A 26,100-nucleotide genomic window follows, 5' to 3' on the forward strand; every position below is an offset into this window, starting at 1 on the left:
ACATCAGGATTCGATCACCTGACGCAGGAGGTCATGAGGTACATCAGCAACCACTTCAGCACTGCCGATTCCGGTTGGCAGTACCAGTCTGAGTTTGCCCGACAACACTTTCTTATCCCGCATCATGTGCTTGATATAATGGTCAAAGGTCATGGTTTCCGGTGCCTGAACCGGTAAGTCCGCAGCCACCAGCAATTGGCGAATGTGTGCCACTTGCTCCGGTGTCAGCAGTCCCAGCAGACAGGCTGTTTGTGCAGCCTGAACAGTACCGGCTGCAACAGCTTCACCGTGAAGCCAATTACCATACCCCATCTCAGCTTCAATCGCATGACCAAAAGTGTGACCCAGATTCAGCAGCGCGCGTACACCTGACTCTTTCTCGTCAGCCGCGACTACATCGGCCTTAATTTGGCAGCATCGGGCAATCGCCTGACTCAGCGCCTGGGGTTCCAGCGCACGCAGCTGCGCCATGTTTTTTTCAAGCCACTCAAAGAAATCCAGATCGACAATCACACCATATTTGATCACTTCGGCCATCCCGGCTGCAAATTCACGTGCAGGCAGGCTTTTCAGACAATCGGTGTCGATCACGACGGCCTGAGGCTGATAAAAAGCCCCGATCATGTTTTTGCCCAGCGGATGATTCACGGCAGTCTTACCGCCGACAGAGGAATCAACTTGTGCCAGCAGCGTGGTCGGGACCTGAATGAAGTCGACGCCCCGTTGAAAACAGGACGCGGCAAAACCCACCACATCGCCAATAACACCGCCGCCCAAAGCAACGAGCACGACATCACGGCCATAACTGCCTTCGAGCAGAAAGGTCATGATTTGATTGAAGGTATCGAGGTTTTTATACTGTTCGCCGTCTGGCAGATTCAGCAGGGCCACATCTTTCGCCAACGGGCGAAGCGTGGCCTGCAGTGTCTCGGCATAAAGCGGTGCAACGGTGTCGTTGCTGATGATCACAACCTGGCGACCAGCCACAGAGGAGAAATAGTCCGGATTCGACAGTAATCCGGTGCCAATTGAAATGTTGTAACTTCTTTCACCCAGATTAACTGTAATCCGCTCCATGGCTCGCTGTGTCTCCGTAGTTAACGCTCTTCCAGCATTTTAATGATTTGATTGGCGACGACCTTTGCACTCTGGTCATCGGTCCGTACGACGTAATCCGCCACTTCTTCATACAATGGATTACGCTCCTGCGCAAGCGCTTCAAGCACTTCGCGGGGATTATCTGTCTGCAACAGCGGGCGCTTCTTGTCACGCTGTGTGCGTGCCAGTTGCTTCTCAATGGTGGTTTCCAGATACACCACAATACCGCGGGCAGAAAGACGGTTCCGGCTCTCTTTGCTTTTCACCGAGCCACCCCCGGTCGCCAGCACAATACCCTGCTCCTGAGTGAGATCGTCAATGACCGCTTCTTCACGGGCACGGAACCCGTCCTCGCCTTCCACATCGAAGACCCAGCTGATATCAGCACCGGTTCGATCTTCGATCACAGAATCTGAGTCCAGAAACTCCATATGTAACTGCTGTGCTAGGTGTCTGCCAATGGTGCTTTTACCGGCTCCCATTGGGCCTACCAAGAAAATATTTCGTTTTTCAGCCATGTTTAGCAAATATACGCGCGGTTAAAAAATAGACAAAAAAGCCCACAGGCTTTTGATTTACAAGCCCGAGGCGCCAACTTCCTCACATTTCATTCGTGATAAGACCGAAAATTATCTCAGGACTGACAGCTGTTTGGCAATAGCCAGTCGCCGTCAAGAGGGTGATCTCTGGCAACAGATAGCGCTGTGGGCTGCGTATCACCTCGCTATCGCAGGATTTTTGGCGTGACAAAAATTAATAGTTCCCGCCGTGCATCCCGCTCCATCGTCTGCCGGAACAAGGTACCGATCAAGGGTAAATCCCCAGCAAGGGGACCTTGCGGACCGACTGACTGAACTGATGCTGAAAAATTCCGCCCAGCACGATGGTTTCTCCATTCTCCACCAGTACCTGAGTGCCGATCCGTTGTGTATCAATGGCAACCGCCTCCCCCGTGCCGGTATTCACCGACTCACCCGGCTTGTTCTGGGTCACCTCCAGATCCAGCACCAGCTTGTCATCCGGCGTGATTTGCGGGGTCACCATCAAGCTGAGCACTGCTTTTTTAAAGGACACCGAAGTCGCGCCGCTGGAAGCCGCTTCCAGATACGGAATTTCTGTGCCCTGTTCAATATAGGCCATTTTCTTATTGGTCGTCACCAGGCGGGGCTGGAAATAATTTCGGCTTTGTCTTCCGCCTGTAAGGCGGACAGTTCCAGATCGAGCAACTGATCCCCCAGTTTCGCGACCTGAAAAGCGATTCGGGCTGCACCTGCCTGAGCGCCGAGATTCACATTCAGCAATTCATGAAGATCGGGGGAGCCCGCCTCCGGATTGAGTGTGGCAAGATTGGCCTCAATCGAGCCTCCGACCGTGAGGTCGCCCTGCGTATCGGACATGCCCCAGCGAACACCCAGATCAGACATATCTCTTTCGTTCATACTGACAATCCGGGCCTCGATTTGCACCTGCCTGACCGGCTGATCCAATGCCGCGATAATGGCCTGTACACTCTCCAGGTTCTCTACCCGATCTTTCACGATCAATGCATTGGTTCTGTCATCCACATGCAGCGCACCGGAAGCTGTCAGCAGGCTGGCCTGGCCAGCTTTCCCTGCCAGCAGATCAGCCAGTTCTGTCGCTTTCGCATACCGAATGGGTATCACACGCGTATCCAGCGCTGACGGATTGCTATCGGTCAGCCGGTGCTCCGGCGTTTCCATCGCATAATGCGCCAGCTCATCTGGAGTTGCCACCAGCATGACATTTCCCTGCCGGACATAAGCCAGCCCCTTCAGACGTAAGATATGATCCATCGTCTGAGCCCAGGCCACTTCTTTTAAATGCAGTGTGACATTGCCCTGAACGGCGTCTGACACAATCAGGTTGGTCTGCTGGTAGTCCGCCATGACCTGCAACAGTTGCCGGACAGGCACATCCTGAAAATTCAGCGAGATCCGCTTTTGATGTGCTGTGTCGGCCGTCGCTGACGCAGCAACAGCAGAGAGCGACATCAGTCCGCCGCCCCAGATCAAGGCGAGCAAAATACAATATATAGGCATGATGAGTGATGTTCCTGAAGTTGGATTTACAACGGTGGCTGGGGGGTTTCGCCGGAGGCTGGCAGCGTCTCTGGCAACAGCAGTGTTTCGCGGTGTTGTGGGGTACAGCCGCCGGGATCCTGCCATGCAATCACAGTTTGCTCTGGGGTCACCTCAACGACCTGAATCTGCGGGGCTAAGGCATCCCCAACGGTCACCCGCATCAATTGCCCCGACTGATGCCGCACCAGGGCCCAGCGGCCTGATTCATCCTGCAGGCTCCCCAGCATTCGGTATCCGCTCTCCCCGTCAGGTTTCACGCAGACGCTGGCCTGATCTGATTCGGCAATCTCCGGAGCCCCAAACATCCGACGTTCGGGGCGAACTTCGAATACCGGCGCTTCGGCCAGAACGAAAACAGAGGCTGAGGACCAGAAACTGACCAGAAGAACGCAGAGCGCACAGATCTTCATTGCCATGAGAACGGCTCCTGAGCACCCGGTAGATGTTCCGCCTGCGTGGCATGCAGTGTGGATGACACATCCCGGTATAAAATCGCACGACCTTTCAGGATCAGCGGGCCATGTGCCCCATCACCCGCTTGCAATGACAGTGAATGGACAGCAAAGATCCAAGGTTGCGCTGCCAGTGTCGCCAGAAAACGCCCCAGCGCGTCATAGGCGCCGCTGAATTCAAATTGCAGTGGCTGAATGCGATACCAGTCCCGCGCTTCAACAGCCTCCCACTGAAGGTGTTGCAATTGCACACCCAGCTGAGGGGCCTGTTGCTGTAATAGGTTCAGGACACCAACCATCCCGGCCTCGTCCGGCAAGCGTCTCAGTTGCTGCTGGAATTGCGCTTCCAGTGTGCCAGCCTGTGTCTGTAATACCGGCAATTGATTCACCCTGACAACAGACTGGCTCAATTGCACCGTGGCCGCGGCTTCAGCCAGCGCCAGTTGCTGCGTTTGCGCATACAATGGGATCAGCAACCAGTGGCATCCTCCCCCAGCAGCACCAGATTCAGGATCACGCAAAAACACAGCTGATAACGAGCGGGCCAGTCCGCTAAGGTTTCCAAAGTCAGATCACGCCAGTCATTCATCAGCCACCCCGCGTCCTGTTTGCGGTAAATCCATCGACAAATAAAAGCGCTGCCCGCCCGCCAAAGCTCCGGGACGCTCGACTGAATGTAGCCTGAGCCTGCCAGAACCGTACACAGCGTCAGTTTGCGACAGAAATTGTGTGATCGCCGCTGCATCCAACGTCTGAGCCACCAGTCGGATCTGCCCCGACGTCAGCGTCAGGCGCTCCAGATAAACGGACGTGGGAAGTAAAACCGGCAATTGATTCAGCAAGGTGATCAACGGAAACCGGTCATGATGCCACTGAGAAAACTGATCCAGACGGTCATGATAGATCGCCATGTCCTGCTCAAGCGTTGCCATCTGTGCCAGTTGGGGGGCCAGAACCTGCAACTGCTGTGCAAGCTTCTGATGACTGGCCTGCTGTGCCTGGTACTGACGGGTCATTGCAAGCCAGAGCACCCACAAGATCAGAAAAGCCATCCCGATGCCACATCCGACCCACCCGTAAAAACGGCGACGGTGCGCCCGTTGCTGCGCCACCCGCCAGGGCAGTAAATTAACGGCCATCAACATGCCAGTGCACCCCGGATCGCCAGAGCTGCGGCTCTGCACCAGCGCCCATCTTCCGGCAGTTGCACTAAGGTCGCTGGGGACTGAAACGGAAACAACTGTGCCGGAGTCAAACGGGAAACGGAGCGACCGCCAGGCGAGACAGACTCGGACACTGTCTCTGCGATCTGACCCGGCCCGGCAAACCAGAGAGGCGAACGCTCCGCCTGCCCGTCTCCACCGGCAGCCGCCAAATGATGAGGCAGATTCCGGAAGATCGCTTCAGACGCCGCTCCCTCAGCAACATGGCGATGGAATGGTTCCGGATGACGATGATTGGCCACCAGTTCCCACCCCCCATCATGCAGATAAACCAACGCCGGGTGCTTCGTGGCGGGTATTGCCAGCAACTCCGCCAGATATTTCAGCAGCCAGAGCAATGCCCGGCCCTGCAACTCCACCACCGTCGGGCGAAACCCTGCGGCTTTAGCCTGACCGGAAATCGTTTCAACACATACCTTTCTGGCGGCAAAGACCCGGAAATGAGTTTCAGATTTCTCCCCCTCTGCACCGGGTAAAGAATAATAATCGAGCGACAACAACTGTGGATCAAGGGCCAGCGCGCGAGCCAGCTCCTGTGTCAGCAGACCCGTTAAATCATCCTCCCAGTGGGATTCAACCGTGATTTCCCGCTGGATGACATCCTGATCCGGAATGGATAAAACACAACGCCCGGTTCGCTTTGGAAGCAAGGTCCGTAATTGACGCAAGGCTGACAACAAGGCATCCCTGGAAACGCTATCCTCAACGGGCCCCCAGCGGACGACGGTCCAGTTTCGTTTTCGGGAAAAAATGGGGCTTCTGCATACGCAGACAGTATCAATTGCGTTTTATTTTGCTTCAGCACGACCGCCTTTACACTATGGTGATCAATATCGATTCCGGTCCAGACTGGTTTGTGCAACATAGCGTGGTATGCTCCCCTGTTAGCGACAAGGCAAAATTATTCGAATAAACACCTTTGGCGGCGTTAAATTTTTTTGAGTTATCTTTATACTACTGACTGAAATAGCGCGGTTGGCCGAACGAAGGTGTAACGGGAATTCTCAAGTGAAGTTCATAAAGCGATTATTTATCTTTGCAATTATTTGCATCATTCTTGGAGTCAGTACGATTTTTGGTTTCTATCTGTACCTGAAGCCTGATCTCCCTGACGTAGCAACGCTGAAAAATGTTGAATTACAGACCCCCATGCAGGTGTACAGTGCCGATGGTGCGTTGATTTCCCAATTCGGTGAAAAACGACGTATCCCACTGACGCTGGATGAAATCCCTCCGCAGTTGGTTCACGCGATTATTGCCACAGAAGACAGCCGCTTCTATGACCATCCGGGCATTGACCCGATTGGCATTACCCGGGCCGCTTTTGTCGTTGCCACATCCGGCAGTGCCAAGCAGGGCGCCAGTACCATTACTCAGCAGCTTGCGCGAAACTTTTTCCTCAGCAATGAGAAAAAGCTGATGCGTAAAATCAAAGAGATTTTCATCGCAGTGCACATCGAGCAACTGCTGACCAAAGATGAAATCCTTGAGCTGTATCTGAACAAAATCTATCTCGGCTACCGTGCCTACGGCGTTGGTGCTGCGGCTCAGGTTTACTTCGGCAAAGAAATCAGTCAGCTGACCTTAAGTGAAATTGCGGTGATTGCCGGTCTGCCGAAAGCGCCTTCCACCATGAACCCGATTTATTCGCTGGATCGGGCGACCACGCGTCGCAATGTGGTACTGAGCCGGATGCTGGATGAGAAATACATTACCCGCGCCGAGTTTGAACAGGCCAAAGCCGAGCCGATTGTTGCCCGCTACCACAGTGCGGAAATAGAGCTCAATGCACCATACTTTGCCGAACGCGCCCGTGCGTGGATGGTGAATCGCTATGGTGAAGATGCATACACCTCTGGTATGAAGGTCTACACCACAGTTCATCCGAAGCTGCAGCGCGCTGCACAGCAGGCCGCCATTCAGAATTTGATGGAATACGATCAGCGCCATGGTTTCCGCGGCGCTGTCGCCACACTCTGGATGCCAGAGCAAAGTGCCTGGGAAGAAGAAAAAATTCTGGATCATCTGGCTAAACAGCCAACATATGGTGAACTGGATCCGGCCGTCGTGCTTCAGGTGAACGCAGAGACAGCCGAAGTCCTCCTCAAAGACGGCCAGCACCAGATACTGAACTGGGACGGCATGAAGTGGGCACGCCGCTTTATCACCGATTCCAGCCAGGGCGCGGCACCGAAAAAAGCCACAGACATTCTTGAGCCCGGTCAGCAGATCTGGGTGCAGCATCAGGGTGAGCAATGGGTTTTGAGTCAGGTCCCGGATGCGAATACCGCCTTTGTGGCCATCTCCCCCTATAACGGTGCCGTTCAGGCAATGGTGGGCGGGTTTAACTTCGTACACAGCAAGTTCAACCGTGCCACACAATCGATTCGTCAGGTGGGTTCCAGCATCAAGCCATTCATCTATTCTGCGGGTCTGGATTCTGGCATGACGCTGGCCACGCTGGTGAACGATGCGCCGATCGACAGCCGCGACCACAGCATGGGCACGGCCTGGCGCCCGAAAAACTCACCACCGGTTTACGACGGCTGGACCCGTTTGCGTCGGGGTCTTGCTCAGTCGAAGAATGTCATGGCAGTCCGTGTGCTGCAGGATGTCGGACTGGATGACTCCATCAGCTATCTGACCCGCTTTGGCTTTAAGCGGAAGGATCTGCCACGCGCCGAAGCCATTGCACTGGGTGCCGGCAGCCTGACACCTCTGGAAATGGTTCAGGGATTCTCGGTCTTCGCCAATGGCGGTTATTTTGTCGAGCCCTATTTCATTGAGCGTGTCGAAGATGCCTACGGCAACCTGGTGTATCAGGCCCATCCGAATGTGGTCTGTAACGACGATTGCCAGCGTCAGGAGCAATTGGCGGGCAATCATGTCGTCGCAAGCCGCGCGGTCATGCATGACATCGCCATCAGCGAGGAAGAACTGGGCCCGACAGGCAGTGCCGATGCCAGTGAATTGCAGCAAATCCGTGTCGCACCTCAGGTGATTTCTGAACAGAACGCATTTCTGGTTCGTGAAATGCTGGAAAGCAACATCTGGGGCGGCGGCGACTGGCGTCATGATACCGGGTGGAACGGAACGGGCTGGCGCGGACAGGCGTTAAAGCGCCGTGACGTGGGCGGAAAAACCGGGACAACTAATGACTCCAAAGATGCCTGGTATACAGGTTTCGGACCGGGCATTGTGGCCACCGCCTGGGTGGGCTTCGATGATCACAGCCGAGAACTGGGTCGCACCAGTCGCAATCCGAATATTGAAAACGACCAGACTGCCGGTGCTGAAGCCGGTGCAAAAACGGCGCAACCCGCCTGGATCGGTTTCATGGATAAAGCACTGGAAGACGTTCCCGAGCAGCGTAAGCAGCTTCCGCCGCATATCGTTCAGGTCCGCATTGACCGCGATACCGGGAAACTGACCCGACAAACGGACTACACCTCCATGTTTGAATATTTCATTCAGGGCACTGAGCCGAAAGACTATGCCGGGGAAGGCGGTGACAGCGGTATCTTCGAAGCGGACAGTTCTGATGAATTGTTCTGAACCCTGTAACTGACCGCAACCAAAAGCGCGCCTCCAGGCGCGCTTTTTTGTTCTGCGGCTCTCCGGACCTTTTCCGAAATGCCTGCCTTTTTAATGCGCCAGATGCCCCGTAATGCTCCGCCGGATCTGCTCGGACAGCTGTTCATAACGTCCTTTCAGCGGCGAACCGGGACGATAGGCCAGCGTGATCAGCCGACTGGGTTCCGGCTCGCAGGCTTTGATATAACACACCCCATCCCGCTTGCTCGTATTCGGGGTTGCCAGCTTTGGCAGCAAAGTAATGCCGCTCCCGGCAGCCACCATGTTACGTAAGGTCTCAAGACTGGTGGCCTTAAAGCTGCCGTCTTCTTTGGCTCCGGCAGCAAAACAAAAGCCCATCGCCTGATCCCGCAAACAGTGGCCATCCCCCAGCATCAGCAAAGTTTGTCCGTTCAGCTCATTCATGGGTAACTCAGACCGGCCAGACCATGGGTGCCCTTCCGGCACGGCCAGAACCATCGGCTCATGGTAAAGCGACAACTCTTTAAAGTGCTCACTTTCTTTCACCGCTGCGAGAATTATACAGTCCAGCTTCCCTTCATCCAGTTGTTGCACCAGCACCTGTGTCTGCGCCTCATGCAAAAACAATTCGAGCTGAGGAAACGCAGCCTTCATCGCCGGAATGATGAGTGGCAGCAGGTAAGGCCCGACCGTTGGAATAAAACCGATATGCAAAGGCCCGGACATACTTTCCCCTTGCTGGCTGGCCATTTCGGACAGCACCTTCACCTCGTGCAGTACCTTTTTCGCCTGATTCACCAGGTTTAACCCGACATCCGTAAACAGCACCTTGCGGCTGGTCCGCTCGAGCAAAGAAACGCCCAGTTCAGTTTCCAGCTTACGGATCTGCCCACTCAGCGTCGGCTGACTGACGAAGCACGCTTCCGCTGCTTTACGAAAATGCCGGTGTTCAGACAACGCCACAAGATATTCGAGATCACGGATGTTCATGTATCACTCTCTGCCATATTTAATAGGATTTGACGATTGATAAGATAACAGTAAACGATTGGAGCTATCAATTGGTATTTCGCATACTACATACATCGACAGGGGCAAGACAAAAAAGTCCCACAAAATATTGAAATTCCAAACTTCCAACAGGAGCGCAACATGTTTACATCGAAAGAAGGCATGACCATCCCGCAAGTTACATTCCGTACCCGTCAGGGCGATCAGTGGGTTGATGTGACCACGGATGAGCTGTTCAGCAACAAAACTGTCGTGGTGTTCAGCCTGCCGGGAGCATTTACCCCAACCTGCTCCTCAAGCCATCTGCCACGTTACAACGAGCTGGCTTCCGTATTCGCTGCCCACGGTGTGGACGACATCCTGTGTGTCTCCGTCAACGACACCTTTGTGATGAATGCCTGGAAATCTGATCAGGAAGCAGAAAACATCACCTTCATCCCGGATGGTAACGGCGAATTCACCAAAGGTATGGGCATGCTGGTTCAGAAAAACGACCTGGGCTTCGGTGATCGTTCATGGCGCTACAGCATGCTGGTGAAAAACGGTGTGGTTTCTAAGATGTTTATTGAAAACGATGAGCCGGGCGACCCGTTCAACGTCTCCGATGCCGATACCATGCTGAACTACATCGCCCCTGACTACAAACTGCAGGAGTCGATCACAGTTTTCACAAAACCTGGCTGTCCTTTCTGTGTCAAAGCGAAACAGAACCTGATCGACCAAGGTCTTCAGTTTGAAGAAGTGGTCTTGGGCAAAGATGCAACCACAGTGAGCCTGCGTGCCATTTCTGGCCGGAGCACTGTGCCACAGGTATTTATTGGCGGAAAACACATTGGTGGCAGCGAAGAGCTGGAAGCTTACCTGGCTTAAGACCACCGGCAGGGTGAACACCACCCTGCTCCTCCCCAAATTCCGCCCTGAGAACTGATTGTCGTTGGAGAAATATAATGAAAACCCTGACTGTTGATGTTGCTGTGATTGGTGGTGGTACGGCTGGCCTGGGTGCCTACCGTGCAGCAAAAGCCCACACCGACAGTGTTGTCATGATTGAAGGTGGCCCTTACGGCACCACTTGCGCCCGCGTGGGCTGCATGCCATCAAAACTCTTGATTGCCGCTGCAGAAAGCGTCCATAACATTGAAAAAGCCCCTGCATTTGGCATTCATCCTCAGGGTGAGATTCAAATCAACGGCCGTGAAGTCATGGACCGCGTGAAACGCGAACGTGATCGCTTTGTCGGATTTGTGCTGGAAAGCGTCGATGAAATTCCGTCAGAAGATAAAATCAGCGGCTACGCAACATTCGTGAACAACACCACGCTCGACGTTGACGGCCATACCCGTATCGAAGCGAAGCGAATTGTGATTGCCACCGGTTCTCGTCCGGCCTACCCGACGGTGTGGCATGAGCTGGGCGATCGCCTGATCATCAATGATGATGTCTTCGAATGGGACGACTTACCGGCATCTGTTGCTGTGTTTGGCCCTGGCGTGATCGGACTGGAACTGGGACAAGCCCTGCATCGTCTTGGCGTTGATGTGAAAATCTTTGGTCTGGGCGGTCAGGTTGGCCCGCTGACCGATGAAGAAGTCATGGCGTATGCCAGCAAGACCTTCAACGACGAGCTGTATCTGGATGCCGATGTCAAAGTCGAGAGCATGAAGCGTGTCGGCGATGAAGTTGAAATTCAGTTCATCAACAAATCCGGCGTGCTGGAAACCCAGTATTTCAACTATGTGCTGGCAGCGACCGGACGCCGTCCGAACGTCGACAAACTGGCCATTGAAAACACCAGTGTCACGCTGGATGCACGGGGGGTGCCGGTTGCGGACCACTTCACGCTGCAAACCTCGGTCGACTCAATTTTTATTGCCGGAGATGCGAGCAACCAGTTGCCTTTACTGCACGAAGCAGCCGATCAGGGTCGGATTGCCGGTGACAATGCAGGCCGATTCCCGGATATACGTGCCGGACTCCGCCGCTCAAAAATTTCTGTGGTCTTTACAGAACCACAAATTGCGATGGTCGGTGAAAGCCGCCGCGAGATTAACCAGCGCATAGGCAACTGTGGCTGCTACGAAGTCGGTACGGTTTCTTTTGAAAATCAGGGGCGTTCCCGGGTGATGCTGCGCAATCAGGGTATCCTGAATCTCTATGGCGAGCATGGCACCGGCCGCTTCCTCGGCGCTGAAATGATTGGCCCGAGTGCAGAACATCTGGCTCACCTGCTCAGCTGGGCGCATCAGAATCAAATGACGATTGCTCAGATGCTGGATATGCCGTTCTACCATCCAGTGATCGAAGAAGGGGTGCGGACCGCACTGCGCGATTTAAACGCCAAGCTGCATCTGGGTCCGGAAATGATCAAACACTGTCTGGACTGTGGTCCCGGCTGTTAATCGAGTTCACAACGACACTGCAACATCCAATCTCAACGGGAAAGCAAAAGCGCCGGATCTCCGGCGCTTTTTTTATCTTTGAACCTGCCGTCGTTAGGCCACATTCACACTGGGAATCATCTGCTGATCCAGCCGGACTTCAAGCGCCACTTCATCACAGGCATGCTGACGCGGACACATATCGCAGTCTTTCATCACTTTTTCCGGCAACAGTGCTTTCGAAGTCGGAATAAAGTCCTGCTTCATAAAGAATTCCGGCACACGAGTCAGCACAAATACGCGCTTAATCGCCATCTGATTCGCTTTTTCAAGCAGATGAAGTACCAATGCCTTCCCCTGCCCCTGATGCTGCCAACCGGCCTCGATCCCCAGAGAGCGGATTTCAGCCAGGCCAGAATCATAGACATACAACGACGCGCAACCGGTCACGATCCCCTGCGTTTCCGCAACCGCAAAGGAGCCAATATCCCGCACCAGTTCGTTCCGCGGACGCGGCAGGTTCTCACCCAGACCGGCCCAGTAAGCCACCATCCCTTCAATGGCATCCAGATCGGTCAGGCGAGCACCTCGTACTTTCACCCCCGGCGCATGACGTTTCGACAGGCGCTTCTCCGTCTGAGCAATGGCATGGTCGACCTGATTTGGTGCCACGCCGCCCAGCGCGCAGCGTTTTTCCAGACAGGATTCAATGGTCAGGATCGGATACACATCTGCATCAATCACCGGCGAGAAGGCTTTCATCTCATCCAGCGACAATTCTTCCAGCGCACAGCCTTTTTCTATCGCCGCGACCACTGCCACGCCGACAATATGATGCGCTTCACGGAACGGAATGCCTTTCGCCACCAGGTAATCAGCCAGCTCTGTGGCATTCGAATAGCCCTGCATTGCCGCTTCCAGCGTCCGGTCTTTATTGACCTTGATGCCGTCAAAGCACAGCGCCGCCATTTCCATGCATTCATGCCAGGTGTCCAGTGCATCGAACAACCCTTCTTTGTCTTCCTGCATGTCTTTGTTGTAGGCAAGCGGCAAAGCTTTGACCGTCATCATCATCCCGGCCAGCGAGCCGTACACCCGGCCACATTTGCCCCGGATCAGTTCCAGTGCATCCGGATTCTTTTTCTGGGGCATCAGGGAAGAACCCGATGTGACCGTATCCGCCAGTTCAATGAAGTTCGACTCACCGGAGTTATAAAAGATCATATCTTCTGCCAGCCGCGACAGGTGCAGCATAGAAATCGACGCCGTCGACAGCAGCTCCATGACATGATCCCGATCCGACACCGAATCCAGACTGTTGCGGGTTGCCCGGTGGAACCCCAGACTGTGGGCCAGCGCTTCCCGGTCAATCGGATAAGCTGTGCCGGCCAGCGCCCCCGAGCCCAGCGGACAGGTGTCCAGCCGCTGCAGCGCATCACTCAGACGGGAATGATCCCGCTCAAACATTTCCACATAGGCCAGACACCAGTGCGCAAAGGTCACAGGTTGCGCCCGTTGCAGGTGCGTGTAGCCCGGCAGCACCGTGGTCTGATGCTCGCGGGCAACAGTCGTCAGTTGGCTTTGCAGGTGGTCCAGCATCATCAGCAACTGATGTCCCTGCTGACGACACCACAGCTTGAGGTCAGTCGCCACCTGATCATTCCGGGAGCGGCCTGTGTGTAATTTCTTACCCAGATCGCCCACCCGGTGAATCAGTTGCTGCTCTACCCAGCTGTGAATATCTTCGGCATCCGACTGAAGGATCTGTTGCGGATCCTCCATCACGGCAAGCTTCAGCTCATTCAGTGCCAGTTCCAGCTTCTGCTGTTCCATCTCGGTCAGTACCCCGACCTGACGCAGCGCTTTTGACCAGGCCACCGAGCCAACGATGTCCTGCTCCGCCAGGCGGTAATCAAATCGCAGGGAATCATTAAACTGCTTGAACCGAGTATCTGCTGCCTGACTAAAACGTCCGCCCCATAGTGCCATGGTACTTCTCCTTTCCTGTACGACCGGTGTTGCTCACATGTCTTTTCGTAATGCGCTTTGCGCTATGTTTTTTATTTTTTCTGTTCGTTCAGTGCACGGATACGGCTGGCCAGCGAGTACAGGCGGATAAAGCCACCTGCATGGCTGTGATCGTACACTTCATCTTCACCGAAGGTTGCAAACTCTTCGGAATACAGGCTGTTCGGTGAACGCTTCTGCACCGCAGTCACCTGACCTTTATAGAGTTTCAGCACCACTTCACCATTCACATCCTGCGCCAGCTCATTCGCGGCAGCCAGTAACGAACGGCACAGCGGTGTAAACCAGCGGCCATCGTAAATCAGATGCGAAGCTTTCAGTGCGATGCTTTCACGGAACTCAAAGGAATCTTTGTCCAGCACCAGTTGTTCGACGGCACGCAACGCTTCCATCATGATGGTGCCGCCCGGCGTTTCATAACAACCGCGGGACTTGATGCCCACCAGACGGTTTTCCACGATATCGATCCGGCCAACACCATGCTCAGCACCCTTCTGGTTCAGATATACCAGTGCTTCGTACGGTGTCATGGCCTTGCCGTCCACCGCGACAATTTCGCCTTTTTCAATGACGACTGAAACCAGTTCAGCCGTGTTGGGTGCTTCTTCCGGATCTTTCGTCCAGACCCAGCACAGTTCATTGGACTGATTCCAGGTATTTTCCAGCACGCCGCCTTCGGTGGAAATGTGCCAGGCATTGGCATCACGGGAGTAGATTTTTTCCAGTGTTGCTGTGGTCGGAATCTGACGCTCCGCCAGATACTCCAGCAGCGCTTCACGACTGCGCAGATCCCACTCACGCCATGGGGCGATTACCGTCAGTTGAGGCGCCAGTGCGGCATAAGCACTTTCAAAACGCACTTGATCGTTCCCTTTCCCGGTACAACCGTGACACAGGGCATCCGCGCCCACTTCCAGCGCACATTCAACCTGAGCCTTGGCAATGATCGGACGCGCCATGGATGTACCCAGCAGATATTTACCTTCGTATACCGCGCCGGTTTTCAGGCTTGGGTAGATGTAGTCTTTGACCATCTCTTCTTTCAGGTCGGCGATATAGCAAGCGGAAGCACCCGAAGCCAGTGCTTTTTCTTCAATGCCTTCCAGCTCGGCTTCGCCCTGACCCACATCCGCCACAAACGCGACGACTTCACAGTCATAATGCTCTTTCAGCCATGGAATGATGGCCGATGTATCCAGACCGCCGGAATAAGCTAATACGACTTTATTTACCTTGCTCATTGTTACTCTCCTTCGTTGCCTGCTCGACGGTCATCCCGGTCAGGCGATATCAATCATGATGTTCAAACGATAATCATAAAACGGTTCATTTTTTATATCCGAACCCAGCTTTTGCGCCAGCGTCCGAATGCAATTCTGCGGGTTCAGAGCACAAATCGGGTCCCGATTTGTTCTCCTTCAAACAGCGCCTGAAGCTTGTCCGGATACCGCCAGCCCGCAATCTCAACCGGACGGCCCAAACCTTTCGCAGCGTCAAATGCGGCTTTCACTTTGACGATCATGCCGTCGGTGATCACCGCCTGCTCAATCAGTGAGTCGGCTTTGGCTTCGCTCAGCGAATCAATCAGATGGCCTTTGCCATCCAGCACGCCACTGACGTCCGATAACAACACCAGCTCCGCATCCAGTGCTGCCGCGACGGCTACCGCCGCCTGATCAGCATTCACGTTCATCAGTGCACCGTCAGCGGTCAGGCCAATGGAGCTGATAATCGGCAGATAACCCGCAGCCATGATGCTGGCAACCAGCGCACTGTTGCCCGGCGCAGCCTTACCGACCGCACCCAGCTCCGGATCCAGCTCAGTCACCTGACATAAGCCGCCATCAGCCAGACTCAGACCCACCACATTCACGCCCGATTTGAGTGCCTGTCCCTGCAGCATTTTGTTCGCCGTCCCTGCCAGCGCACCGGCAATCACGCCGATTTGATCCACCGGGGTGACCCGCAACCCCTGCTTTTTCACAGTCGGCAGATTCAATTGTTTCATCAGGTCATCAACCAGATAACCACCACCATGGACCAACAGCAGAGGCCGGTTTGCTTTCGCCTGGTAGGCACTGATGGCACCAAAGACTTTCTCCAGAGTGTCGCTGCACGACAGCACAGCACCCCCTAATTTGATCACTAACGGCGACTGTTCCATTGTGGGTCTCCTCTCAACAGCCAAACTTAGCCAACCAACGCAGTTAACGGCGAAAAGCCATTGCGAATATTTATGCACTGCATCGCCTGAGACGACGCACCTTTCAGTAAATTGTCAATCGCAGCCGTCAGAATCACATGCTGCCCCTGCACCTGCCAGCCAATGTCACAAAAGCAAGTATTCACCACATCCTGCAAACGTGCCGCCTGGTTGCCCAGTAAGCGCACCGCCTGCTCTGTGGGTTGGTGGTACGCAGATGTCATTGCCTGCGTGACATCTTCCGGGGTTACCCCCTCCGCCAGTTTGACGGTAATTGTCGCCAGAATGCCGCGCTTAAAATTCCCCAGATGCGGGGTAAAAATGACATCTGTGCCCAGGTGCGTTGCAATTTCCGGCAAGTGCCGGTGCGTAAATACACCGTAAGCCATCAGACTGACTTCGCAGAACGTATTCACCATTGTCGCTTTGCGACCCGCACCGGATGCGCCACTGACGGCATTGATCACCGGCCATTGCTGCGTATCAACCAGACCCGCCACCAGCAGTGGTTTCAATGCCAGTTGGGAAGCCGTCGGATAACAACCGGGGACAGCCACCAGTTGTGCCTTGGCGATGGCGTCGGCCTGCCACTCCGCCAGACCATAAACCGCTTTATCCAGCCATTGCGGATGCTGATGGGTAAATCCGTAGTACTGGGGATAAAAATCATCGCCTTTCACCCGGAAAGCACCGGACAAGTCAAAGACCTGACAACCGGCCTCAAGGAAAATGGGCGCCAAGTCATGACTGATCTCATGTGCCGTCGCTAACAGGACGATATCGGAAGATTTGGCAACGGCTGCAACATCCGCCAACGGCTGAAGCGGTAAGTCCACCAGGCCCCGTAATTGCCCGTGCAGTTCGCTGAGAGGTTTACCGGCATCCAAACTGTTTTCAGAGACATATAAACCCGCCAAATGGAGTTGCGGATGCTTCTGGACCATGGCCGCCAGTTCCGCACCGGTATAGCCGCTGGCCCCAATAATTGATGTATTCAGCATGTGGGATCCCGTTGTCATCGTGGTGAAATTCACTATCTAGAAAATATAACTGCTGTATGTTTCAGTGCGTGGCGCCGGGCAGGCGCAATAAGAAGGGTGCCAGAGGCACCAGGCAATCAAGACTCAGCGTCGTCGGAAGGAATACTGCTTGTGGTTCATTGCCTGGTTCATAAGGTTGCTTGTTGCCTCTGGACTAAAGATAAAGCGGAGTTTCAGTACAATCTCTGACTGGTCATTCATCACCAACACCAAGATTGGTATTTTTATTCATTTATTTTGAATTTTTATATTTACCTTTTCTGGCATTTTGTGTCAAGAGAAGGCGAATAAAAAAGTATCCTTCGTGACTTCAACCCGGTTTCAGCGCACGCTATGGCTGTAAAAATATAGAAAGTAAATTACAGGACTGAGACGTTTTCCCTGCATATTCATAACTTCAGGGGTGGATTTTGGCCAAAAAAGAACCGACTTATTGACCTTTCGCCCCAATGGAGGCTAGATTGTGGGTTACGCCTTGGCGATTGGATGTAACAAAATTACGATATGGATGCGATATGAACGAAAAGTACAGTGCGTTAAAAAGCAATGTCAGTATGCTTGGCCACTTGCTGGGTAACACAATCAAGGACGCCCATGGCAGTGAACTGCTGGACAAAGTGGAAACCATCCGCAAGCTGTCAAAATCAGCCTGCGCCGGAAGTCATGATGACCGGGAAAAGCTGATCACCGAACTGCAAAACCTGCCGGATGATCAATTGCTGCCCGTCACGCATGCGTTCAGCCAGTTCCTGAATCTGACCAACATCGCCGAGCAGTACCACACCATTTCCCGCCATTGCGAAGAGCTGGTCTGCAATCCGGATGAAATGGACGCGCTCTTTGCCAAGCTCAATGATGAAAAAATCGGTGAACTGGACTCGCTGCAGGCCGTGCGTGAACTCAATATTGAATTAGTTCTGACGGCTCACCCGACGGAAATTGCCCGTCGCACCATGATTCACAAGCTGGTGCAAATCAACAAATGCCTGTCCAAACTGGAGTTGACCGAACTCTCACACCGCGAACGCCAAAAAGCAGAACGCCGTCTGGAACAACTGATCGCCCAAGCCTGGCATTCAGATGTCATCCGGAAACAGCGTCCGAGTCCGCTGGATGAAGCCAAATGGGGCTTTGCCGTGGTCGAAAATTCTTTATGGGAAGCCGTCCCGGAATTCCTGCGCCAGTTTGATGAAAAACTCCACCAGCATCTGGGCGAAAGCCTGCCGCTTGATGCCGCCCCGGTGAAATTCTCTTCCTGGATGGGCGGTGACCGTGACGGCAACCCGTTCGTCACATCGACCATTACCCGGGAAGTCTTACTCCTGTCCCGCTGGAAAGCAGCAGACCTGTACCTGAACGACATTCAGGAACTGGTGAGCGAACTGTCGATGGTTGAGTGTAACGACGAAGTCCGCGAACTGGCCAACGGTGCGCACGAACCTTACCGTGAAATTGTCAAAGGCCTGCGCACCCTGCTGACCCAGACCCGGGATGTGCTGGATGCGCAAATCAAAGGGCAAGATGTACCGAAGCTGGCCATTCTTGAGGACGTTGATCAACTCTGGCAACCCCTGCACGCCTGCTACCGCTCGCTGCATGAATGCGGCATGAATATTATTGCCGACGGCCTGCTGCTGGATACGCTGCGCCGGGTGCAATGCTTTGGTGTCCATCTGGTCCGGCTTGATATCCGCCAGGAGAGTACCCGTCATTCCAATGCGATTTCCGAACTGACCCGTTATCTGGGACTGGGTGATTACGATCAGTGGAGCGAGCAGGACAAAGTGGCGTTTCTGGTTCGTGAACTGGCCTCAAAACGGCCATTGCTGCCACGCGATTGGGAACCTTCAGAACCCGTGCAGGAAGTGCTGGACACCTGTCGTGTCATTGCACAGCAGCCGCGTCAGGCGCTCGGCGCTTATGTGATCTCCATGGCGCGCACAGCATCCGATGTACTGGCGGTGCACCTCCTGCTGAAAGAAGCCGGTTGCACCTTCCGACTCGATGTCTGCCCGCTGTTTGAAACCCTGGACGATCTGAACAATGCCGAATCTGTGATCACGCAGTTGATGAATATCGACTGGTATCGCGGCTTTATCCAGAACCACCAGATGGTCATGATTGGCTATTCTGATTCCGCCAAAGACGCAGGGGTCACTGCTGCAGGCTGGGCACAGTACCGCGCTATGGAAGCGCTGGTGAATGTCTGTGATGACGCCGGTGTTGAACTGACCCTGTTCCACGGTCGCGGCGGCAGTATCGGTCGTGGCGGTGCCCCGGCACACGCAGCCCTGCTGTCTCAGCCGCCACGCAGCCTTAAAGGCGGCCTGCGTGTTACCGAACAAGGTGAAATGATCCGATTTAAGCTGGGCCTGCCGGATGTGGCGGTCAACAGCCTGAATCTCTACGCCAGTGCCATTCTTGAAGCCAACCTGCTACCCCCCCGGCACCCAAGCAGGCATGGCGTGATGTGATGGATGAACTGTCTGATGTGTCCTGCGAGGCTTACCGCTCGGTGGTTCGCGGCCATGAATCCTTTGTGCCTTATTTCCGCGCGGCAACGCCTGAAATGGAACTGGGCAAGCTGCCACTGGGCTCCCGCCCGTCAAAACGGAATCCGCAAGGCGGCGTCGAAAGCCTGCGTGCGATTCCATGGATCTTTGCCTGGAGCCAAAACCGCTTGCTGCTGCCCGCCTGGCTGGGTGCCGGTAAAGCGATTCAGCATGTCATCGATCAGGGGAAAGCCGAGCTGCTGGACGAAATGTGTCGTGAATGGCCATTCTTCTCAACCCGACTGGGTATGCTGGAAATGGTGTACAGCAAAACCAATATTCCGATCGCAGAATACTATGATCAACGTCTGACTGATACGCATCTGTGGCCACTGGGACAGGAACTGCGTGACCAGTTACAGCGCGATATCAAGGTGGTTCTGAATGTAGAGAACAGCGATCACCTGATGGAACAGGACCCATGGGGTGCTGAATCCATCCGCCTGCGCAACGTCTATGTTGAGCCGCTGAACATGCTTCAGGCTGAACTTTTACACCGGACCCGCCAGCAGGAAGTCGTCTCGCCAATGCTGGAAGAAGCCCTGATGGTCACGATTGCCGGTATTGCTGCCGGGATGCGTAACACAGGTTAATCCCCCTGCACTCTCCCCAAACAGGCCACCGCAAGGCGGCCTGTTTCTCATGTTCGTAATTAAGACATCCTGAAATTTTTTATTTCAACTAAGGTCAATAGAAGTGCAGTGAACCAACTTTGAGGGAAACTTTTTGCTATGCACAAGGTCCTAATAGTTGGACAGGCGTCACAAGATAACTAATTGCTCACTGTTCACCACAGAATATTTATGCTTCTGCTGGTTGCAGTCAATCAATTGATGATATCCTATGTGATCTCGACTGGGCACTGCAACAATACGATTATAAAAGCGCCTCAGAGCGTCAGGGTAACGTAACCCCAGTCGATTTATTTTTTTTGAAGTATTTTAACGGATAGAAGAGATGTCACTACCACACGTCATTTTGACCGTGCTGAGTTCGCGCGACGCGACCGGCTACGACATTACAAAAGAGTTCTCTCACAGCATCGGCTATTTCTGGAAAGCCAGTCATCAGCAGGTCTATCGTGAGCTGAACAAAATGGCCACCAACAATCAAGTCACCTGTAAACTCGAACCTCAGGAAGGCAAACCAGACCGTAAAGTTTATTCCATTACGGATCTGGGCCGAGAAGCACTCTTTGAGTGGTTCCAGGAGCCAGCCCGTAATCCAACCATCCGTGATGAATTCTCTGCCAAACTGCTGGTCTGCGGCGTGCACAACTCTGTGCCAATGCAACAGCAACTGGAAGCGTTGATTGAAGAATCTCACACGCTGATGAACCACTACCATGAACTTGAAAAAGTTCATTTTGCAAATTACAAAGCGTTGGATCGCCAGTCTCGTCTGGATCGTCTGACCCTGCGCCGTGGTATTCATAACCGTCAGGCTTGGATCGACTGGGCAGAAGAAGTGCTGACTGAACTGAAAGATCTCGACAGCCCTGACAGCGCAGTGTCACTCAGCGCTGAGTAACCGAACACGGGTTTCCATCCCGGAAATCCGTGCGCCGTTGCCGACTGGCCACAGAGACAAAAATGCCGCATTCATGATGCGGCTTTTTCTTTTCCATCCGATTGATGCTTAAGCGGTGGCTTCATCGCCTGCACGCACACCTAAGGTGTGGCAAATCGCGTAGGTCAGCTCTGCACGGTTCAGGGTATAGAAGTGGAAATCCTTCACCCCTTCCCGACTCAGGACGCGGACCATGTCAATGGCGTTACTGGCTCCCACCATCTGACGACTCAGCAGATCATCATCCAGCCCCTGATATTGCTTCTCCAGCCAGTTGGGAATTTTCACATTGTTTGCTAAAGCAAATCGCTTGGCTTGCTTCATGTTCACCACAGGCAGGATCCCAGGGACAATCTCGACATCAATTCCGGCAGCCACACAGCGATCCCGGAAACGCAGGTAGCTTTCGACATCAAAAAAGAACTGCGTAATCGCACGGCTCGCACCCGCATCGACTTTGCGCTTCAGATTAATCAAATCAGCCTGTGCGCTTTTCGCTTCCGGGTGCACTTCTGGGTATGCGGCAACCGAAATATCAAAATCAGCCTCTTCACGCAGCAACTGAACCAGATCCACCGCGTACATGTCCGGTCTGCCACCCTGTGGCGGCAGGTCGCCACGCAGCGCGACGATATTACGGATCCCATTCTTCCAGTAGTCACGGGCGATCGAGCGCAGCTCGTCGCGGCTGGCATCAATACAGGTCAGGTGCGGTGCGGCGACCAGGCCAGTCTGATCTTTGATGTCTTTAATGATGGAGTGTGTCCGATCACGCTCACCGGAGTTCGCACCATAAGTCACAGAAACAAACTTTGGCTTCAGGGTTTTCAGGCGATGAATCGAAGCCCACAGGGTTTCTTCCATCGCAGGTGTGCTTGGCGGGAAAAATTCAAAGGACACATTAAGCGCACCGTTCAGATCGGCGATGTTCTGGTTTAAAGCATCTAAGTGACTGGCGTAAGAATAACCCATAATTGAAACCTTCCTGCTGACGGCCTGTGGCCTTCCCTGAAAACGCTGACGCCAGATAACCGTTTAGACGTCTATATGTCTACAGAATGTCTTGTAACCAATTTAATGTCAACCGAACCAACATGAATTTTTCTCAACATCAAATCCCAGTTTATTCAAGTTCAACGGTTGAGGGCGAAATAACCGGAGCTACCCGCGGCATCAGGGGCCTGAGCACTTCAGTTACAAACAACAAAGGGCAGTTGAATACTGCCCTTTGGTTCTATCTCATCACCTGAAAATCTTAGAACAGGTTCGCCAATCGGTTCAGATCAGACAACAAAGCGCCTGCGGTGACATCACGCCCAGCCCCCGGGCCGCGAATCACCAGCGGATTCTCGCGATACCAGCGACTTTCAATCGCAAAGATATTGTCGCAGGGCAGCAAATTCGCCAGTGCATGCTCCGGCTCCAGTGCATCCAGCCCGACTACGGCCTGACCGTTTTTATCCAGACGCGCCACATAGCGGAGTACTTTCCCTTCACGCTGGGCTTTACTCAAACGCGATTGCAGCCGCTCATCCAGAATCTGGTTCTGTTCGAAGAAGGCATCCAGCGTCAGATCCGCCAGTTCATCCGGCACCAGCGATTCAACCTTTACTTGCTCCGGCTCTAATGACAGGCCGGATTCTCTGGCCAGAATGACCAGTTTGCGCATGACATCACTGCCATCCAGATCGTGCCTTGGATCCGGTTCGGTCAATCCTTGCTGCCACGCCTGTTCCAGCAACTGACTGAACGGCAGACTGCCATCGAACTGCTGAAACAACCAGGACAAAGTGCCGGAGAAAATCCCCGAAACAGCCAGGATGGTATCCCCGCTATCCCGCAGATCTTTCACCGTATGATTCACCGGCAGCCCGGCCCCGACGGTGGCATTGTACAACCAGTGGCGACTGCTCTTTTCAAAGGCATCCACCACCGCGCGATAAGTATCACCCGGTGCAGACCCTGCCACTTTGTTGGCGGTGATCAGATGCAGGCCATGACCGGCAAAATCGGCGTAGCGTGCGGCCAGTGTCTGACTGGCCGTCACATCCAGAACCACCAGCTCATCATAATCATGCTGTGTCAGTAGCGGCAGCCAGTCACTTCCCGGGGCCGCTTCCACGTCAAACTGCGTCAGTGCCTGTGACGGCGCAATGCCATTCAGATCAACCCAGTAGCGACGACTGTCAGCCACCCCAATCAGGGTAAAACTCATCCCGTGGCGTTTTTCCAGCGCGACCTTTTCTTCATCGAATAACTCCAGCCAGCGACTGCCGATATTACCGTGACCGCACAACAGCACACCGATCCGTTTCTGAGCCTGAAACAGGCTCTGATGAATTTGCTGAACCAGCGCCGGAATATCCGCCTGCCGCAACACCGCAACCAGACTCAGCCCCGATTCGGCTTCCGAAATAAACTCTACCGGCTGCCCTTTCAGCTGCTGCTGAAAACCGTGGCAGTGCACCGGATTATTCACCACACCGGCACCGACCGCCGCGACCATGGTGAAACCATCACGCAGACGGATTTCAGCGTGCAAGCCGCTGTCCTGCAGCAGAGACAACACGCCATTCGCCATTTCCGCCGTGTAAGCCAGCAGGATCTGCCCTTTGTCCGCCTCGATATTCTGCGCCAGGGGTTGCACCTGTGCCTGGGGCAGAAGCGTGCTCAGTTCGGCTTCAATCTGCTGCAGATTCTGAGCGCGGGTCACCGACAGTTCCAGCAGGCAGACTTCATCCAGCGAGGTCACAATCTTGGCCCCCCGTCCAGAGGCCAGTACCCGTTCCACCCGTGTGGAGCCGGATTCCGGTTGCAGACTACAGCGCAGCGTCAGGTCAATGGCACTTTGCGCCACAGGCTGAAGGGTACGGCTGTGCAGCACCGGTGCTGCCAGGCGAGCCAGCTCATCGGCTTCATCCAGCCGCAGCAAAGGTAACAGGCAGGCATCGCCAACAATACGCGGATCGGCACTGTATACCCCGGCCACATCACTCCAGATCGTCACACGACTGACCCCGGCCAGTGCCCCAATCACCGTCGCGGAATAATCTGAGCCATTTCGGCCCAGCAAGACCGTTTCCCGGGCCTGATTACTGGCCATAAAGCCGGTGATCACCAATCGGTGACCGCTGTGCTGGGCCAGTTCATTCTGCAATAGCGGCAATGAACGTCCGCGATCCACTTCAGGCTGGGTGGCGCGCTCTGCCCGCAGAAACACACGGGAATCCACGGCACGGGCGGCCAAGCCTTTCTGAGTCAGGAGCGCAGCCAGCAAGCGGGAAGACCACAGTTCACCATGACCCAGCACCCAAGCCTGTCTGGCCGGGGTCAGGTCCCGATCCGTCAGTTGCCCCAGTTCACTGAATTCAAGATGCAAAGACGTCAGTAAGACATCGGCAGCCGTTTCATCCAGTAATTCTTCAATCAGGTGCTGCTGAAAATTCCGCAGGTCCTGCAAACTCTCATGCGCCAGACGCCCATCCTTGGGCAGCAGGGCCAGCCACTGAATCAGACGGTTGGTTGTTTTACCCGCCGCTGATACAACAATCAGATCGTCGGACTGAGAATATTGCTGCAGGATATTGACGACATTCCGGTAACAACCGGCATCCGCCAGACTGCTGCCTCCGAATTTATGTAACTGACGCTCAAGGCTCATGCACCGGCCTCCGCCGCTTTGGCAAACGCCTGATCCAGATCGGCGATCAGATCATCCGCATCTTCCAGCCCGACCGACAAACGCAGCAGTGATGGCAGCAATCCAGCGGCCAGTTGCGCTTCGTCCGACATCGCTCTGTGGGTCATGCTGGCCGGGTGCGCGATCAGACTTTCTGTTCCCCCCAGCGATTCAGCCAGTGAAAACAACTTCAAGGTCGCCACAAAAACTTCCAGTTGTTTCATGTCCCCTGCCAGCTCAAAACTCAGCATGGAGCCAAATCCTTGCTGCTGTTTTGCGGCAATGTCATGACCGGGATGATCCGCCAGGCTTGGATGATAAATTTGTCCGACCAGCGGCTGAGTTTGCAGATAAGCCAGCAGGCGAGCTGAGTTTTCTTCATGTAATCGCATCCGCGGCACCAGCGTCCGGACACCCCGCAACGTCAGATAAGCATCAAACGGCGCGCCCGTGGCGCCGATACAGTTGGCCCACCAGGACAGTTGCTCAGCCTGCTCACTGTCTTTGGCTATCAGCACCCCGCCGACGACATCGGAGTGACCGTTAATATATTTGGTGGTGGAGTGCACCACGAAATCAGCTCCCAGCGAAATGGGCTGCTGCAGTGCCGGAGATAAGAAGGTGTTATCTACGGCAACCAGTGCGCCCGCAGCATGCGCCTGTTCACACAACTGTGCTACATCAATCACCCGCAACAAGGGGTTGGACGGCGTTTCAACCCACACCAGCTTGGGTTGCTTCGCCAGTGCTTCGGCCAGTGCTTCCGGGTTACCCTGATCGACAAACAGCACCTGAAAATCACCTTTCCCGGCCCGGGTATTGAACAGTCGATAAGTGCCGCCATAACAATCATGGGGAGCAACCACCAGATCGCCCGGCCCTAATTGTGCTGTCGCCAGCAGGTTGATCGCCGCCGTGCCGCAGCTGGTCACAACACCACCCGCGCCGCCTTCAAGATCGGCCAGCGTCTCGGCCAGCAAATTTCGGGTCGGGTTGCCTGAACGGGAGTAATCATATTGGGGCAACGTACCCAGCTCCGGGAAGCCATAGGTTGAGGTCAAGTAAATTGGTGGCACCACAGCACGAAATTGCTCATCAGTTTCAATACCGCTGCGTACAGCGATGGTCGCTGTTTTCTTGTCTCTCATATCGTTGCTTCCTTGTTCCTTCGGCATGGCCGGGGTCGACGAGAATAAAATTTCCACAACCT

At 54.3% G+C, this 26,100-nt stretch carries 18 protein-coding genes and 2 pseudogenes; 5 read left to right on the plus strand and 15 right to left on the minus strand.

The window, feature by feature from the left end; all coding sequences use genetic code 11:
• Window positions 1-3: 3 nt before the first annotated feature.
• The 7 genes and pseudogenes from aroB to KDD30_RS14460 form a co-directional block, all read right to left on the minus strand.
• Window positions 4-1,077 carry a 3-dehydroquinate synthase gene (aroB, locus tag KDD30_RS14430; protein ID WP_211646452.1) on the minus strand — a complete coding sequence of 358 codons (1,074 nt, stop codon included), beginning with the start codon at window positions 1,075-1,077 and terminating at the stop codon, window positions 4-6.
• Between the two features lie 20 nt (window positions 1,078-1,097).
• Complete coding sequence (aroK, locus tag KDD30_RS14435) at window positions 1,098-1,616, minus strand: shikimate kinase AroK (protein WP_211646453.1); 519 nt, start codon at window positions 1,614-1,616, stop codon at window positions 1,098-1,100.
• Window positions 1,617-1,822: 206 nt separating this feature from the next.
• Window positions 1,823-3,059 (minus strand): annotated as a pseudogene (locus tag KDD30_RS14440) (type IV pilus secretin PilQ); the annotation flags it as partial.
• A 125-nt stretch (window positions 3,060-3,184) separates the two neighbouring features.
• Window positions 3,185-3,616 (minus strand): hypothetical protein, encoded by a 432-nt coding sequence (locus tag KDD30_RS14445; RefSeq protein WP_211646454.1) that lies wholly within the window; start codon window positions 3,614-3,616, stop codon window positions 3,185-3,187.
• Window positions 3,607-4,128, minus strand: coding sequence for a type 4a pilus biogenesis protein PilO (locus tag KDD30_RS14450; RefSeq protein ID WP_211646455.1), 522 nt, complete (start codon window positions 4,126-4,128; stop codon window positions 3,607-3,609). The genes KDD30_RS14445 and KDD30_RS14450 overlap by 10 nt, the downstream gene beginning before the upstream one ends.
• Window positions 4,129-4,233: 105 nt before the next feature.
• Window positions 4,234-4,797 carry a PilN domain-containing protein gene (locus KDD30_RS14455; RefSeq protein ID WP_211646456.1) on the minus strand — a complete coding sequence of 188 codons (564 nt, stop codon included), beginning with the start codon at window positions 4,795-4,797 and terminating at the stop codon, window positions 4,234-4,236.
• Window positions 4,791-5,552, minus strand: coding sequence for a pilus assembly protein PilM (locus KDD30_RS14460; RefSeq protein ID WP_211646457.1), 762 nt, complete (start codon window positions 5,550-5,552; stop codon window positions 4,791-4,793). Before KDD30_RS14460 ends, KDD30_RS14455 begins: the two co-directional genes overlap by 7 nt.
• 331 nt (window positions 5,553-5,883) lie before the next feature.
• On the opposite strand from KDD30_RS14460, the gene KDD30_RS14465 reads away from it, so the two are divergent.
• Window positions 5,884-8,430: a penicillin-binding protein 1A gene (locus KDD30_RS14465; RefSeq protein WP_211646458.1), complete on the plus strand. Its 2,547-nt coding sequence runs from the start codon at window positions 5,884-5,886 to the stop codon at window positions 8,428-8,430.
• Window positions 8,431-8,520: 90 nt separating this feature from the next.
• Here KDD30_RS14465 and oxyR read toward each other — a convergent pair whose 3' ends face one another.
• A complete protein-coding gene (gene oxyR, locus KDD30_RS14470; protein WP_211646459.1) occupies window positions 8,521-9,420 on the minus strand; it encodes a DNA-binding transcriptional regulator OxyR in 900 nt (299 codons plus the stop codon).
• A gap of 162 nt (window positions 9,421-9,582) precedes the next feature.
• Here oxyR and KDD30_RS14475 point away from each other — a divergent pair, with 162 nt between their 5' ends.
• Window positions 9,583-10,311: a glutathione peroxidase gene (locus KDD30_RS14475; RefSeq protein WP_211646460.1), complete on the plus strand. Its 729-nt coding sequence runs from the start codon at window positions 9,583-9,585 to the stop codon at window positions 10,309-10,311.
• A gap of 77 nt (window positions 10,312-10,388) precedes the next feature.
• On the plus strand, window positions 10,389-11,840 hold the full coding sequence (locus tag KDD30_RS14480) for a dihydrolipoyl dehydrogenase (protein WP_211646461.1): 1,452 nt from the start codon (window positions 10,389-10,391) through the stop codon (window positions 11,838-11,840).
• A 93-nt stretch (window positions 11,841-11,933) separates the two neighbouring features.
• Here KDD30_RS14480 and argH read toward each other — a convergent pair whose 3' ends face one another.
• From argH to argC, 4 genes are all read right to left on the minus strand, one after another.
• Window positions 11,934-13,808: an argininosuccinate lyase gene (gene argH, locus KDD30_RS14485; protein WP_211646462.1), complete on the minus strand. Its 1,875-nt coding sequence runs from the start codon at window positions 13,806-13,808 to the stop codon at window positions 11,934-11,936.
• 71 nt (window positions 13,809-13,879) lie between these two features.
• Entirely contained in the window at window positions 13,880-15,088 is a 1,209-nt protein-coding gene (locus KDD30_RS14490) for an argininosuccinate synthase (protein ID WP_211646463.1), read from the minus strand.
• Window positions 15,089-15,231: 143 nt separating this feature from the next.
• Window positions 15,232-16,011: an acetylglutamate kinase gene (argB, locus tag KDD30_RS14495; RefSeq protein WP_211646464.1), complete on the minus strand. Its 780-nt coding sequence runs from the start codon at window positions 16,009-16,011 to the stop codon at window positions 15,232-15,234.
• A gap of 26 nt (window positions 16,012-16,037) precedes the next feature.
• The gene (gene argC, locus KDD30_RS14500) at window positions 16,038-17,051 is read right to left on the minus strand and encodes an N-acetyl-gamma-glutamyl-phosphate reductase (RefSeq protein ID WP_211646465.1); all 1,014 of its coding nucleotides are present in this window, start codon (window positions 17,049-17,051) and stop codon (window positions 16,038-16,040) included.
• Between the two features lie 554 nt (window positions 17,052-17,605).
• On the opposite strand from argC, the pseudogene ppc reads away from it, so the two are divergent.
• Together ppc and KDD30_RS14510 are read left to right on the plus strand one after the other, a co-directional pair.
• Window positions 17,606-20,235, plus strand: a pseudogene (gene ppc / locus KDD30_RS14505) (phosphoenolpyruvate carboxylase).
• A 364-nt stretch (window positions 20,236-20,599) separates the two neighbouring features.
• Window positions 20,600-21,172, plus strand: a complete 573-nt coding sequence (locus KDD30_RS14510) for a PadR family transcriptional regulator (protein ID WP_211646466.1) — start codon at window positions 20,600-20,602, stop codon at window positions 21,170-21,172.
• Between the two features lie 108 nt (window positions 21,173-21,280).
• On the opposite strand, the gene metF is transcribed toward KDD30_RS14510, so the two are convergent.
• From metF to KDD30_RS14525, 3 genes are all read right to left on the minus strand, one after another.
• Window positions 21,281-22,183, minus strand: coding sequence for a methylenetetrahydrofolate reductase (metF, locus tag KDD30_RS14515; RefSeq protein WP_211646467.1), 903 nt, complete (start codon window positions 22,181-22,183; stop codon window positions 21,281-21,283).
• 283 nt (window positions 22,184-22,466) lie between these two features.
• Window positions 22,467-24,872: a bifunctional aspartate kinase/homoserine dehydrogenase II gene (locus tag KDD30_RS14520; RefSeq protein WP_211646468.1), complete on the minus strand. Its 2,406-nt coding sequence runs from the start codon at window positions 24,870-24,872 to the stop codon at window positions 22,467-22,469.
• On the minus strand, window positions 24,869-26,038 hold the full coding sequence (locus tag KDD30_RS14525) for an O-succinylhomoserine (thiol)-lyase (RefSeq protein ID WP_211646469.1): 1,170 nt from the start codon (window positions 26,036-26,038) through the stop codon (window positions 24,869-24,871). The genes KDD30_RS14520 and KDD30_RS14525 overlap by 4 nt, the downstream gene beginning before the upstream one ends.
• Between the last annotated feature and the right edge of the window lie 62 nt (window positions 26,039-26,100).

Source organism: Photobacterium sp. GJ3, from assembly GCF_018199995.1.
GTDB lineage: Bacteria > Pseudomonadota > Gammaproteobacteria > Enterobacterales > Vibrionaceae > Photobacterium.